The organism is Kitasatospora sp. NBC_01250, from assembly GCF_036226465.1.
Taxonomy (GTDB): Bacteria; Actinomycetota; Actinomycetes; order Streptomycetales; family Streptomycetaceae; genus Kitasatospora.
In genome coordinates, this window is the sequence record NZ_CP108476.1 from 8,867,474 (window position 1) to 8,880,220 (window position 12,747).

At 70.9% G+C, this 12,747-nt stretch carries 13 protein-coding genes and 1 tRNA gene; 6 read left to right on the plus strand and 8 right to left on the minus strand.

The features are described from left to right. Window positions 1-10 precede the first annotated feature (10 nt). From OG500_RS37395 to OG500_RS37410, 4 genes are all read right to left on the minus strand, one after another. Window positions 11-484, minus strand: coding sequence for a hypothetical protein (locus OG500_RS37395; protein ID WP_329587115.1), 474 nt, complete (start codon window positions 482-484; stop codon window positions 11-13). A gap of 859 nt (window positions 485-1,343) precedes the next feature. Continuing rightward, window positions 1,344-4,385 (minus strand): tetratricopeptide repeat protein, encoded by a 3,042-nt coding sequence (locus OG500_RS37400; RefSeq protein ID WP_329587117.1) that lies wholly within the window; start codon window positions 4,383-4,385, stop codon window positions 1,344-1,346. Further along, window positions 4,382-4,681, minus strand: a complete 300-nt coding sequence (locus OG500_RS37405; protein WP_327071338.1) for a trypco2 family protein — start codon at window positions 4,679-4,681, stop codon at window positions 4,382-4,384. Before OG500_RS37405 ends, OG500_RS37400 begins: the two co-directional genes overlap by 4 nt. 243 nt (window positions 4,682-4,924) lie before the next feature. After that, window positions 4,925-5,158, minus strand: a complete 234-nt coding sequence (locus OG500_RS37410; RefSeq protein ID WP_327071339.1) for a hypothetical protein — start codon at window positions 5,156-5,158, stop codon at window positions 4,925-4,927. 106 nt (window positions 5,159-5,264) lie between these two features. On the opposite strand from OG500_RS37410, the gene OG500_RS37415 reads away from it, so the two are divergent. Genes OG500_RS37415 through OG500_RS37425 form a run of 3 tightly spaced genes read left to right on the plus strand, consistent with a single transcriptional unit; the run spans window position 5,265 to window position 6,272 of the window. Beyond that, complete coding sequence (locus OG500_RS37415; protein ID WP_329587121.1) at window positions 5,265-5,591, plus strand: PadR family transcriptional regulator; 327 nt, start codon at window positions 5,265-5,267, stop codon at window positions 5,589-5,591. Then, window positions 5,588-5,944 carry a DUF1048 domain-containing protein gene (locus OG500_RS37420; RefSeq protein WP_327071341.1) on the plus strand — a complete coding sequence of 119 codons (357 nt, stop codon included), beginning with the start codon at window positions 5,588-5,590 and terminating at the stop codon, window positions 5,942-5,944. The genes OG500_RS37415 and OG500_RS37420 overlap by 4 nt, the downstream gene beginning before the upstream one ends. A gap of 1 nt (window position 5,945) precedes the next feature. Further along, window positions 5,946-6,272 (plus strand): DUF1048 domain-containing protein, encoded by a 327-nt coding sequence (locus tag OG500_RS37425; protein ID WP_329587124.1) that lies wholly within the window; start codon window positions 5,946-5,948, stop codon window positions 6,270-6,272. Between the two features lie 199 nt (window positions 6,273-6,471). Here the strand turns inward: OG500_RS37425 and OG500_RS37430 are convergent, their stop codons facing one another. Beyond that, on the minus strand, window positions 6,472-7,341 hold the full coding sequence (locus OG500_RS37430) for a hypothetical protein (RefSeq protein ID WP_329587128.1): 870 nt from the start codon (window positions 7,339-7,341) through the stop codon (window positions 6,472-6,474). A gap of 384 nt (window positions 7,342-7,725) precedes the next feature. On the opposite strand from OG500_RS37430, the gene OG500_RS37435 reads away from it, so the two are divergent. Continuing rightward, a tRNA-Gln gene (locus OG500_RS37435) sits at window positions 7,726-7,814 on the plus strand. Window positions 7,815-8,388: 574 nt separating this feature from the next. On the opposite strand, the gene OG500_RS37440 is transcribed toward OG500_RS37435, so the two are convergent. Continuing rightward, a complete protein-coding gene (locus tag OG500_RS37440; protein ID WP_329587131.1) occupies window positions 8,389-8,763 on the minus strand; it encodes a hypothetical protein in 375 nt (124 codons plus the stop codon). A 132-nt stretch (window positions 8,764-8,895) separates the two neighbouring features. On the opposite strand from OG500_RS37440, the gene OG500_RS37445 reads away from it, so the two are divergent. Next, window positions 8,896-9,198 (plus strand): ArsR/SmtB family transcription factor, encoded by a 303-nt coding sequence (locus tag OG500_RS37445; RefSeq protein ID WP_329587134.1) that lies wholly within the window; start codon window positions 8,896-8,898, stop codon window positions 9,196-9,198. 285 nt (window positions 9,199-9,483) lie between these two features. On the opposite strand, the gene OG500_RS37450 is transcribed toward OG500_RS37445, so the two are convergent. Both OG500_RS37450 and OG500_RS37455 read right to left on the minus strand, forming a co-directional pair. Next, on the minus strand, window positions 9,484-10,107 hold the full coding sequence (locus tag OG500_RS37450) for a hypothetical protein (RefSeq protein ID WP_329587138.1): 624 nt from the start codon (window positions 10,105-10,107) through the stop codon (window positions 9,484-9,486). 226 nt (window positions 10,108-10,333) lie between these two features. After that, complete coding sequence (locus tag OG500_RS37455; protein WP_327071347.1) at window positions 10,334-10,969, minus strand: TetR/AcrR family transcriptional regulator C-terminal domain-containing protein; 636 nt, start codon at window positions 10,967-10,969, stop codon at window positions 10,334-10,336. 119 nt (window positions 10,970-11,088) lie between these two features. Between OG500_RS37455 and OG500_RS37460 the strand changes: the two genes are divergently transcribed. Then, complete coding sequence (locus tag OG500_RS37460) at window positions 11,089-12,561, plus strand: FAD-dependent monooxygenase (protein ID WP_329587142.1); 1,473 nt, start codon at window positions 11,089-11,091, stop codon at window positions 12,559-12,561. Window positions 12,562-12,747: the final 186 nt, after the last annotated feature.

Here is a 12,747-nt window from a genome sequence, read left to right on the forward strand (position 1 = left end):
CTCCCTTGTGTCAGAAGACCCAGGTGGTGTCGCTGGGGGCGCCGGTGTGGCAGAGCTCGCCGTCCCACAGCAGGACATCGCTGCTGGCGACGACGCCGGCCGTCTCCCAGGTGGCACCGCCGCTGTGGATGTCCCACTCGCCGTGCCAATGCTCGTCGACCCCGAGACCGCCGCCCCACGAGTGGCTGTCCGAGCCCCAATTATCGGACCGGTTGACCTGCCAGTGGTAGGCCACCGCGCCCGTGCCGAGGTCGAAGCCCGTTTCGATCTCCGAGTTGTAGCCGCCCACCGAGTGGATCCAGAGGTAGGAGTCGCCACAGTCGCCGTCGATCTGGTTCAGGGGGCGGATCCCGGCGCGGTAAGGGGTTCCGTCCGGGTTGGTCGCCGAAGCGGTGGGCACCGCGCGCTCAGTGCCGTCGGGCTCGGTCACCACCTTGAAGCCGTGCGCTTCGGCCACGGCGTGGTCGACTCCGCTGACGGTCATCGGCAGGACGATCGCCCCGGCCGGCGCGGTGCTCGTGACGGCGTTCGAAGGTGTTGTGGTCGGGCTGAAGGGTTGGGCGGAGGCCAGGGGCGCCGTTGCGAACGCAAGGCCGACGGCCGGGACGGCGATCAGGGCACTGAACGCGAGCTTCCCGAACCGGCTCTCAGCTTTTTCGGAAAACATGTCGACCTCTTTCGGTTCGGATTCGACTGGATCTTCGGCGACGATCGGCGCCGATCTGAATCATTGCATTCGAACAAAGTTCTCGCTCGAGAATATCTGTCAGAAGTGGAAATTGACGCAAAGTACTGCTGGACATAGGAGGTATTCGGCTCATTTGGGTAAATGTCTTGAATGTTCCATGCCTCCCTTTCGCCCGACTGAGCCGCACGAATGGGCTCCGTGGTACGGAGCTGCGCCGAGACGGGTGGGAGAAAACAAGCCACCATTGAATATGGAGGGAGAAATTCCATAAGTACTGCGTCATGCGCCTGACAATTCTGGAAAATGGATTGACGGGTCAGAAAAATTCCGAACCGGCTTGCTTTTCCGACAATCTGGGAACTTCAGGGCAGATGGGCCCTGGCACGCCCGCGAGGCAGCCACCGGCATGGGGTACCGGATCCACCCTCGGTGGCGGCGGGCGGGTACGGACGGCGGCGGCATCCCCCCTCGGGCGACGGGGTCCGGGTCGTGCAGGGTACCGGCTGGCTTCGTCAGCCAGGTCACAACCTGGAACAGCGGGTGGAGCCGCGCGAAGTCGGTGCCCCCACCCGCTGCCAGGTCCTCGGTGACCACCCGTGGGCGGCAGCGCTCCGGCTCGGAGCCGCTCTCTTTGCCTGCCGCTACCGCTGCCGGATCAGGACGGATCGGTGGTGGTGAGCGCGTCCAGGCGGGCCTGGACGCGCTCGACGTCGGGGCGCATGCTGAGGCTTCGGTAGGCTGCCAGCGCCTGGTTCAGGTACTCGGCGCCTTGCCCGGTTCCCTCGGTGGAGCGCAGCAGCATGGCACCGATGCCCTCCAGGGCGATCGCCTCGTCGTCGCGGTGCTGCACTTCCCGGGTGAGGCGCAGTGCATCGCGGTACGTGGCCAAGGCGTGGGCCGTGTCGCCGGCGGCGGCAAAGACGGCGGCATAGAGGTTCGTCGCCCACGCTTCGTTGTCGTAGGAGTTCATCTCGCGGTAGATGTCCAGGGCTCGGGCATGCGCGTCCAGCGCGCCCGCGTAGTCCTCGACCGTCATCCGCATCCGCCCCAACCCGATGAGTGCGCCGGCCCGGTCCAGCCACTCACTGTGGCCGGACGGCGGACGCGACTGCTCGGACAGTTCCTGATAGATCGTCAATGCGCGGCCGTCGGCGTCGGCGGCGCCGGCCTCGTCCCCGGTGGCCCTTCTCACCTGTCCCAGCACGGTGAGGGTCTTGGCCTGGCTCAGCCGGTGGCCCAACTGCTCGTAGCGGCTCAGCGCCTGGGACAGGTCCTCGACGGCTCCCGCGGTGTCCCCGGTCAGTCGTCGCAGCCTGCCGCGATGACCCAGTGAACCGGCCTGGCCGATCAGGTCGTTCGACTCGAGGTACAGCGCCAGCGCACGCGAGTGTGCGTCGGCGGCAGCAGGGTAGTCCCCGGTGCTCCTGAGCACCCGCCCGAGCTCGTTCAGAGCATCGGCTTGGCCGGCCCGTTCGGACACCTGCTGGAACAGGTCGGCGGCGCGGGCATGTGCGTCGGCGGCGGCCACGTACTCCCCGGTCATGTGCAGCACGCGTCCGAGGTTGTTCAACGCGTCGGCTTGCCCGCCGCGGTCGCCCAGGTGTTCTGCGGCGGCCGCCGCGGCGGCGTGCAGGGCCCGTGCCCGTGACCAGGGGCCGTCGGCGTAGAGCAGTTCGGCCAGGCCCTCGGTCAGTGTGACCACGTGTTCGAGCCACCCCTGGCGGGTGGCCAGTGCGAGGCAGGCCTCCAGGGTGGCGCGTTCGGCGCGGAGCCAGGTGTACGCCTCGTGCGGGGAGGGCAGGGCCGGCGCGTGGGCAGGGGCCGAGCCGTGTTGCTCGTGCCGGGCGTACTCGAAGGTCCTCGTGTCGGCCGAGACGGAGGTGTGCCCGTAGTAGTTCAGCAGCCGCTGCACCGCCGCGCCCCTCTGATCGGCCGGGTCGCCCTGCGCCAAGGTGTGGGCGTGGGCGCGGATCAGGTCGTGCATCCGGTAGCGGCCGGCCGCGGGTTCGGCCAGCAGATTGTGGTCGACCAGGTCCTGCAGCAGGTCCTCGGTGTCGGTGAGGTCGCAGTCCAGCAGGGCCGCGGCGGCGTAGGCGTCGATCTCGGCCCCGGGGCTCAGGCTGAGACAGCGGAAGAGGGACTTCTGGTCGTGGGTCAGGTTCTGGTAGGACAGGTCGAACATGGAGGTGAGGTCCCGTTCTCCGTCGGAGAATCGCTGCAGGCTGGGGCGGGCGTCACGCAGTCTGCGCGCGAGGCGCGACAGGGTCCAGGTGGGACGGATGCGGATGAGGGCGGCGGCGATCCGCAACGCCAGGGGCAGGCCCCCGCACAACTCGACGATCTCTTCGAGCAGGGGATCGTCCGCCTGGGTCCGGCCGGGCCCGGCCACCTCGCGGAAGAGCGCCACGGCATCCCTCATCGGGAGTGCGTCCAGCGGCAGGGACGACGCGTCGTCCAGTGCGCCCAGTCGTCTTCGGCTGGTCACCAGCACCAGGCATCCGCTGTCGCCAGGCAGCAGCGGGCGCACCTGCGCTTCGCTGCGGGCGTTGTCCAGGATGATCAGGGTCCTGGTCCCGGCCAGGCGGCCGCGGTAGAGCGCCGCGCGGGCGTCGAGGTCCGCGGGGATCCGGCCCGGAGGCACTCCGTAGCCCTGCAGCACAGCGGCGAGCGCGTCGGCGGGGTCGCGCGGGGTCATGCCTCGGGTGTAGCCGTGCAGGTCGACGAAGAGCTGACCGTCAGGGAATCGCTCAGCGAGTCGGTGCCCGGCGTGGACGGCCAGGGTGGTCTTGCCGATCCCGGCCATTCCGTCGATGGCCCAGATCACCACTGTTCCCGACGAACCACCGGGATCGTCGGTGATGTCGAGCAGTTGAGCGAGTTCTCGTTCGCGGCCGGTGAATGCGGAGGTCGTGGCGGGCAACTGGCGGGGAGTCCCGTCCGTGCCCCGGTGGTCGGGGGCCGTGACCTGGGTCAGGCCCCCGGGCTTGCCGGGCAGGCCGATCAGGGCGGCGAGTTCGGCGAGCCGGTCGGCGTCAAGGCGTTGGTACCAGTGGTCGACCCGGTAGGCGGCCAGCGCGCCGGGGCCGTCCTTGGGGTGGTGCTTGCCGATCACCCCGACCAAGGTGTCCCCGCAGAACACCGGGGCGCCGGACATCCCCTCCCAGGGGGAGCGTCCGCGGTCCGGGTCGGGTGCCGGTTCCCGGACCTGGATCTCCAGCGTTCCCTCCCGCCGGTTGGCCCAGTTGGTGGCATGGCCGGTGGCGTGCTCGCAGTCGCGGTACTGGGTCGGTCTGCCGTCGGCGCCCGGGCGCGCCGCATCGTCGCGGACCTTGAACCGTGGAAAGCCCATGGTCTCGCACTCCACCGGCGGTCGGACGATGCGGCCGAAGCGGACACGAGCCACCGGTGGCACGGGGCCCGGCGGATCGACGGACGCCTCGAGGATGCGCAGGACGGCGATGTCCAGGTCCGCATCCGACCAGGCGGGCTGCGCCCGAGCGGTCCACTGCCCGTCCTGATCGGCGTTGAGACGCACCCTGATCGAGGCCGCGCCGTCCAGGACGTGCGCGGCGGTCAGCACCAGGTCCCGGGCCAGCAGGTAGCCCGATCCGCAGCGGCGGCTCCCGCCCTTGGCGGCGGTGGAGATGATGACCTCGGCGACGCGCTGCGGATCGAGACCGCCGGAGCGGTCGGTCACCGCTCCTGCTCCCCGGCCTCACCCGAGACCATAGGGGTCCAGCCCTCCCTGCCTTCGCGGGGGGTGAGGGTGAGCTTGATGCGCTGGGTGGACGTGCGGTCCACGCTGCCGTGGGCGCCGAGACTGAGCACCACGAACCGCGGTTTGACTTCGGCCGACGCCCCGGCCTCGATCGCCACGGACACCTCGACCTCCACCGGTCCGAGCTCGAAGCGCAGGGCCTCGTCAGCTCCGGCCGCCATCGCGTACTCGAGCTCGTCGCGCAGTGCCCGAATGACTTCCGCCAGCTCCAACATCCGCCCCCTTGCCCCACTGCCAGAACTGATGATGCCTCAGTGCAGGAGCGGTCGCCAGACCGCCTCGTGACCGGCGCCGCGCGGGCCTGGTGACCGGTGCGCGGGCGGCGCTCCCGCCGTACCCGCCCCGGCCCGGCGTCCGCAGCCCGGGCACCGAGCCCCGGCCGTCCGGCTTCTGACACCGACTCGGATCACCTCGCGCTCGTCAGAAACCGCCTGCACCGGGTCGGGTGGCGGCCACTCTCAGAAGCCGGTGAGGGTGGTCTTGCCGATCGCCGTGCCGGACTCCCTGATCCGGTGGGCCTCGCGAAGGTTCCTGACGTTGATCGGACCGAGGTCCTGGGTGGCGGTGCTGGTGAGGATGCCGGCGTCCACGAGGCGCGCGATCCGGGCGAGGACGTGGTGCTGCATGGGGTTGACCGCGAGGGCCTCCACCTGGACGAGCAGGTCGCGCGGGCCGGGCTGGGGGACGGGCACCCGCCCGTCCCGCGCCTGTCGGGGGCTGCCGCTCTCCGCTACTCGGTGGTACCGTATAGCAGTACTCGGTATCACGCAGTACCTGGAGTGCTGAGGAGGACTCGCGATGGACGACCTGACGGAGATGCTGAAGGGCACGCTCGAAGGGTGCGTGCTCGAAATCATCGGCAGCGAGGAGACCTACGGGTACGCCATCACCCGTCAGCTGAACGAGCTCGGCTTCACCGGCGTCATCGAGGGCACGGTGTACACCATCTTGCTGCGGCTGGAGCGGAACGGGCTCGTCCAGGTGACGAAGCGGCCGTCCGGGGTCGGTCCGCCGCGCAAGTTCTACGCGCTCAACGACGCCGGACGCGAGGAACTCGCGAAGTTCTGGGCGAAATGGCGGTACGTCTCATCACGCATCGACAGGCTCAAGGAGGGCGGGAGATGAACTTCTGGGAGAGCGTCACAGGCAGCGATCTCACCAGGCAGTGGAAGGCGTTCGAGGACCGGGCCGAGGCCCTGCCGGACGACCACCGGGCGGCGTGGGAACAGATCAAGGGCCACCTCGTGCCCCGTGCGGGCTTCACCGGCCGTGCCCTGATGCCGATCCTGGACGCCGCCCTGGGGCTGCTCGAGGAAACAGCGGCGGACGGGCAGGGCGTCCACGAGGTGCTCGGCGACGACATCCGGGGATTTTGCACGGCGCTGGTCGGCGGAGAGGGGGCTCGAACCTGGCGTGACCGGTGGCGCGAGCAGTTGAACAGGAACGTCGCAAGGAAACTGAGCCGGCTGGGAGGCTGACGTGGGCATCCAGGACATCGTCGAGGGCAAGAAGCAGTGGCGGGCGCACACGGCCCGGGTCAAGGCGCTCCCGCCGGACTACCGGATCGTCTACAAGGAGATGCAGAGGTACCTGTTGAAGGTCGGACCGGTCTCGCTGCCCGAGGGGCCCCTGCTCCCCGGGATCGTGGACTTCTTCGAGGAGGGCGTTGCCGAGGGCAAGGGGGTCCTGGAACTGATCGGCACCGACGTCGCCGCCTTCTGCGACGGCCTGGTCGAGGGCTCTGCCACCTGTGCGGACGTTTACCAGGAATCCCTGAGGCGGGAGCCCGGCGCGGCCGGGACGTAGCAGCCCGTGGGGTTGGCTTTGGCGGTACTCGGGTGCAGGACCCCGTTGGTCAGCTGCCGATGATCCCGCCGCCTGCCGCCACGCCGCCCCTTGCTGACGGGCAGCAGCGCCTTCCGACACGCCCGCTCGGGCGGTGCTCGGATCCCCCCGACCAGTCGTACCCGTCCGAAAAAGAGTCGCATGATCGGAGGAACGCGGCCTAGACCAGAGGGAGGTGCGGGTACTGTGCGTTGGCGCTCTGTACGTAGGAGGCGGGCATCTTGGTCGTGAGGGCTGGGTTGCCCGCCAGGGCGGTGGCCTGATCCTGGGTCAGTGCCGGGACGGCCGGCGTGTTGCCGGCGAGCAGGCAACTGGAGATCTGGACCGCCAGGGTGAACCCTTCGTGGCGTTGCACCGTGATGACGGTGTTCTGGATGCAGTTGCCCGGTTCGTGTTGGACCTGGACGGGGTCGCCGGCCGGGTCGGTGGGGCAGGTGCCCGTGTCCGGGCAGGTGAGGGCGCCGGTGCTCGGGTACATGCTGACCCCGAGCTGGCCCGTGCCGTCGGGTGTGTGCACCTGGGCGTACACGCTGGGGTAGGGGTCGTTGGTGGAGGGCGGGTTGGCCTCGAAGTGATCGGCGGTCAATCCGGTGGGCAGTGCCTGGACCACGGCGGCCAGCAGGGCCGGCGCGGTGACGGGGGCCAGCGGGCCGCTGGGGGCCGGCGTCGCGGCGGTGCTCGGTACGGCCGGTCCGGTCGCGGCGCCGCCGGTGGGGGAGGGGCTGCCCGCCGCGGTGGCGGTGTCGCCCGGCGCTGGGGAAGCAGTTGGGCTCGACAGGGCAGTGCTCGGGGTCGCGGGGGCGCTCGGCGGGCCGGCCGGCGTGGCGCCGGCCACAGCGTGGCCGCTCTGGTGCCCCCCGGTGTGGCCGGAGCAGGCGGACATGGTCGCCAGGACGAGGACGGCCGTTGCGGCGCCGACGAGTTGGAGCCGCCGCATCCGGGGCACGGCTGGGCCGACCGGGCCGCCACTCCGCGGCTTGCCGGCGCGGGCCGGTTCCTGGCCGGTGGCGTTGTCGGACTCGTTGGTCACGTCGGATGCCTTTCTGGTGGTGTGTGTCGAGGGCCGGCCGTGCGCACTCGCAAACGCGGGTGCTGTCCGCCGCAACGGTCGGTGCACCCGGCGGCGGTTCGGTGGTGCTTTCCTGTGCGGGAGCGTCGACCGTCCGCGGGCCGGGCACCGGTTCGGCCGGCCGGGGGGCTGGTGGTCGGGGCCGGAATGATCTCATCACGAAGGCGTCCCGGGTCGACTACCGCCCCGTACGTCGCCGGCCTCACGCTCATGGCCGGGTCCGGCACCGTGGTCGTTACGGTGCGGATGCCGCCGTCAGGCGGGGGTCAGTGGCGGGTCAGCGCGGCGGGCGATAGTTCATGGCACAGGGACGGGCCGCAGCGAACGGGCGGGCCGGGTCCTGGGGGAGAGGTGCCCGGAGTGGTTGATCGGGGGCCGGGGCTCTGGTCCCGGTCGGGCGCAAGCCCACGCAGGTTCGAATCCTGCCTTCTCCGCCTCGTGGTCCACCGAAGCGCTCCAGGGCATGCCCTGGAGCGCTTCACGCACCGTCTCGCCCGGTGCCGGAGGCGGAAGCCCGGATGGAGCCGTTGCTCCTGACAGGTGCCGTACTTCGACGGTGCGACGACCATGTCAAGGCGCGGCGCCCGCAGGCTAAGCCGGGGGCGAACGACGTTGACGCAGCCGAGAAGCAGCCGCCGCACCGCATCGGCGGCAGGAACCCGTGTGCAGCGGTGACTGCATCATGCATCCTGGTGCAAGGCCGGGCGGACGAGGGGCGTCCTCACCAGAGGTATTGGGTGGTCGCACTGCCAGGTTGCTCCTGCCCGATCCCCCGTCAGCAGGAGCAGTGCAGCAGGCGGCTGCTCGACTATGACGAGCCGTCACCTACCAACCCAGCGGCCCGTGCGCTCGGTAAGGCTGTCTCGCCGAGCGCGCGACGCAGGGCATCCCGGCTGGACAGACCGGCGAAGCGCCCACGTACGACCGGGTACAAGGGCGCTTCGCCGGCCCGCCCGGGCAGGCGCCCACCGCCGCGCGCCGGTCCGACAAGATCTGAACAGAGAAGACCTACTCCGCCGTCCGGGCCCGGGTGGCGGTGTCGAACTCCACGTACTCGATGATCGCGCCGCCCGGGTGGCGGGCGGTCAGGTTGCGGCCGGTGGGGACCTGGTTCGGGCCGTCGAGCACCTCGCCGCCGTGGCGCCCGGTCAGTGCCAGGACCTCGTCCAGCGAGGTCACCACGGTGGTGGCCTGGGTGGCGCGGTACGGGGCCAGGGCCTCGGCGGTGCCGGCGATGAGCAGGTAGCCGCCGATCCGGGCCAGTTCGAGGTCGCGGTAGGCGAACCGGAGGGCGGGTTGCTCGCCGGTGAGGTCGACGAAGGTCGGCAGGGCGTGGTCCAGGTCGTCGACGTAGATGCGGGCGTAGCTGGCGAGTGCGGGCATGGCGGGTCCCCCCGGATCGGTTGGATTGATCGATGTGATCGTTTCGACTTTCCCGAATTGACGAAGCGAAAGGCATACTAGGGGATCCCGGGCCGACCCGGGGGCGCACGGTGCACAGGGGAGGGGAACACGATGTCCGGGGAGCCCGAACTCGCCGTGGTGCTGCACGCGCTGGGCGATCCGGTGCGGCTGTGGCTGGTCCGGGTACTGGCCGCGCAGGGGGAGAGCACCTGCAGCCCGGACGGACTCGACGTACCGCGCTCCACGCTCACCAACCACTGGCGGATCCTGCGCGAGGCCGGGCTCACCGAGACCCGGCAGGAGGGCAAGCACCGGGTGATGACGCTGCGCCGGGCGGCCGTCGAGGCGCGGCACCCGGGCCTGCTGGCGGTGGTGCTGGCGGAGCCGGCCGCACCCGGGGCGGCCCCCGGCTGAGGTCGGCATGCGGTGGCCGGTCCATGCGGGTCGGTCGGTGCGTACCGGACTCTGAGTCGACCCGCCCGCCCGGAGACGGCCGCGTCACGCGCTGCACACCGGCCCGGATCCACCAGGTTTGAGCCGGCTCGCTGCTGACGGAGCTTCAACCACCGGTTCGATCTCGCTGCACCTTCCGGCGTCGCTGCACCTTCCGGCCTCGCTGCACCTTCTGACCTCGCTGGACGGACCCGAACCCTCCGGCAGCCCCGGCGCGTCCGACCGTTGTCGTGGCGCGCTCCCGTCTCAACGGACGTGGTCCCCGTCTCGGTTGATCGGGTCCGGTCCGCCCGTCATCCGCGATGACGTGGTCTGCCTCCGTGTCGTGTGGTGCAGTTGGAGCAGCCCGAGACTGCCGCCCGCCAGGGCGAGTCCGAAGACGGTGAAGAGGCCGTCCTCCCGGATGAACCGGGCCTGCCAGAGGGTGTACTGCTGCGGCGCAACCGGTGTCCACGCGTCATCGTTGAGGTCTGCCGTCGAGATCTGGTAGCTCGGGCCCGGCAGGATCCGGCTGCTGCCCTTCGCTCCACCTACGACGAATCCACCGATCACCACGCCCAGGCACAGGATGCCGATGACGCCGAGCCCGAGCCGCAGCCGTCGGTCGGGGAACATCGCTCGCCAGATCCTCATCTCGGCGGCACGGCGAGCGGCCTCCTCCTGCGTGTCGCGGCGTGCTGCGCGGGGGCGTACGACCAGGAAGAGGGAGACCAGCAGCCAGATCCAGCACGGTACGAGGACGGCTCCCGCGATACGTGACAGATCGTCATGGACGACGAGCACCCGGTTCGAGGGCCACGAGGCAAGGCTGTCGACGAGGGAGAGGATGAGCAGTGCGGCACCGGCCACGGCGGCCACCAGGTCGCCCATGGCACAGGCGCGCGACCGTGTTCGCCACCGCGCCGACCGTGTCGGCAGGTGCAGATGGGCGGTGGAGTTCCCGCGCGGCTCCATCGGGTTCGGGAACGCGGATTCGTCGGATGCGGACACATCGAGAGGCTACTGGTCTGCGCCGGCCTTCGGCACCCGCATTGTCCGTGACGGTAATCCTCGGCGTTGCAACGGGCGGTACTGGAACCCCTGTTGCCGCAGGGCGTCAAGGCTGGTCGGCCGCCGGTGCGCACCGAGCCGGCCCCTCCACCCGGGGAAGGCCGGCGATCATCAGGTCGAGGGCGAATTCGAAGCGCTGGTCGAAGTTGTCGGGGCCGACGTAGGACAGGGTCGCGGCCAGGGCCGGGTAGGTGTCGGCCGGGACCTGGCCCGGGGGGAGGGCCGGTGCGGTCTCCTGGGCGGCCTGCTGTTCCTGGGTGAGGCCCAGGGTCAGGTAGAAGATCGACCAGTGGGTCCACGCGGCCGTGCGCGGCGAGTGGCCGGCTGCCAGCAGGGTGGCGATCACGGTGTCGGCGTAGCGCAGCGTGCGCGGCTCGGCGGCGAATACGCCCGCGACCATTCTGGCGGCGTCGCGGTGGGAGAGCAGCGCCGTGCGACAGCGGCGACCCAGTTCCTTGAGCCGCTCGGGGAACGCCTCGGGCAGCGGCTCGTCGAGACAGTGCGCGAGGAGTTCGTCAGAGGCCAGTTCGAGCAGGCGGCCTTTGCTGGAGGCGTGCCAGCGGACGGTGTTGTGCTGCACCCCGAGCCGGGCCGCGACGGCGCGCATGGTCACCCCGTCCAGCCCGTGCTCGTCGAGGACCGCCAGTGTGGCGGCGACGATCTCGCCCCGTGTCGTACCCATCCGATGCACCTCTCCGGTCGGCTTTCGCGCCTCTGCCGTCCAACCACTGTTGTCCAATGGACAATTCTAGGGCATGCTCACTCTTGTCCAACGGACAAGAGTGAGAGGAAGTGGTTGTCATGCTCGACGTGCTCATCGCCGGGGCCGGCCCGGTGGGGCTCTGGCTCGCCGCGGAGCTGCGCCTGCACGGAGTGGAGGTGACTGTCGTGGAGCGCCGGCCGGAACCGGACGGACGCTCGCGCGCGGTCGGCATGCAGGCCGGCACGCTGGACACCTTCGACACCCGCGGACTCGCGCAGCGGTTCATCGAACGGGGCACCCCGGTGGCGACCGGCCACTTCGGGGCGGCGACCACCCGGCTGGACTTCTCCACGGTCGGGGCGGTGCACCCGTTCATGCTGGCGCTCGGTCAGTCCGTCACCGAACAGCTGCTGGAGGAGCACGCGGTTGCCGTGGGCGCCCGGGTACTGCGCGGGGAGGAGGTCGTCTCGCTCACCCAGGGGCCGGACGCCGTCGAGGCGGTGATCCGGTCCGGTGGCACCCACCGGACCGTGCGGGCCCGCTGGGTGGTGGGCTGCGACGGCACCCGCAGCGCGGTGCGCCAGGCGGCCGGCATCGACTTCCCCGGTCAGGACACCACGCTGACCGGGTGGCTCGCCGACGTCGAACTCGACGATCCGCCCACCGCGCCGCTCGGCGCCACCGGGCCGGCCGGGTCGTTCCTGGTGGCCCCGATCGGCGACGGCGTCCACCGGCTGGCGGGCCTGTCCACGGCCACCATGCACCGTGGCGCCGGCGAACCGTTGACCCTGGAGGAGGTGCGCGAGCAGACCCGCGCGCTGCTGGGACGGGACCTGGGCATCCGCAACCCCCGCTGGCTGTCGCGTTACGGCAACGCCACCCGCCAGGCCGCACGGTACCGGGCCGGACGGGTGCTGGTGGCCGGGGACGCCGCGCACATGTTCTTCCCGGCCGGTGGGCAGGGCATGAACCTCGGCATCCAGGACGCCACCAACCTGGGCTGGAAGCTGGCCGCCACCCTCCAGGGCCGGGCGCCCGACGGACTGCTCGACAGCTACGACACGGAGCGCCGGCCGGCCGCCCGCGCCGTCATCGACAACACCCGCGCGCAACTCGCTCTGTTCGCCGCGGCGAGCCCGGAGCAGATCGCGCTGCGCGAGGTCTGGTCCGCCGCGCTGGCCGAACCGCGGACCAACCGCCAGTGGGCCCGCCGGATCGCCGGGTTCGACGATCCGCTGCCCGCCGGCACCGTACCCGGCGCGCACCCGCTGAACGGCACCCGACTGGCCGGCCTCGCCCTGGACACGGCCGGCGTGCCCACCGCCCACCCGCTGCTGCACCGCGGCCGACCACTGCTGCTGGACCTCGGCGGGAGCCGGACACCGTGCCCCACCGATGCCCTGGAGCAGTGGGCAGCAACAGTCAACACCGAAGCGGCGCATCCGATCTGGCGGGACGTCACGGCCGTCCTCATACGGCCGGACGCCCGGATCGCCTGGGCCAGCACCGACACCGACCCGCAGCGCCGGGCCGCGGACTGCCTCACCACCCTGCGCACCCTGTGCCGTTGAACGCCGCTGTCCTGAACGCCGCTGTCCTGAACGCCGCTGTCCTGACCGCCCAGACCAGCGGGACGCAGTGGGTGTACGGGCATTCCACCGGTATCCCGGACCAGCGGGTCGGTCAGTCGGCGGCGTCACCGAAGAGCACGGTTTCCAGCGCGAGCAGTTCTGCATCGTCGAGCTGCGGGACTGTCC

Bases quoted from the DNA above. Each gene is read 5' to 3' on its own strand.
- OG500_RS37460 (WP_329587142.1), top strand. From the start codon at position 11,089: ATGCTCGACGTGCTCATCGCCGGGGCCGGCCCGGTGGGGCTCTGGCTC.
- OG500_RS37415 (WP_329587121.1), top strand. From the start codon at position 5,265: ATGGACGACCTGACGGAGATGCTGAAGGGCACGCTCGAAGGGTGCGTG.
- OG500_RS37455 (WP_327071347.1), bottom strand. From the start codon at position 10,969: ATGGGTACGACACGGGGCGAGATCGTCGCCGCCACACTGGCGGTCCTC.
- OG500_RS37450 (WP_329587138.1), bottom strand. From the start codon at position 10,107: ATGGGCGACCTGGTGGCCGCCGTGGCCGGTGCCGCACTGCTCATCCTC.
- OG500_RS37405 (WP_327071338.1), bottom strand. From the start codon at position 4,681: ATGTTGGAGCTGGCGGAAGTCATTCGGGCACTGCGCGACGAGCTCGAG.
- OG500_RS37395 (WP_329587115.1), bottom strand. From the start codon at position 484: ATGACCGTCAGCGGAGTCGACCACGCCGTGGCCGAAGCGCACGGCTTC.
- OG500_RS37445 (WP_329587134.1), top strand. From the start codon at position 8,896: ATGTCCGGGGAGCCCGAACTCGCCGTGGTGCTGCACGCGCTGGGCGAT.
- OG500_RS37420 (WP_327071341.1), top strand. From the start codon at position 5,588: ATGAACTTCTGGGAGAGCGTCACAGGCAGCGATCTCACCAGGCAGTGG.
- OG500_RS37440 (WP_329587131.1), bottom strand. From the start codon at position 8,763: ATGCCCGCACTCGCCAGCTACGCCCGCATCTACGTCGACGACCTGGAC.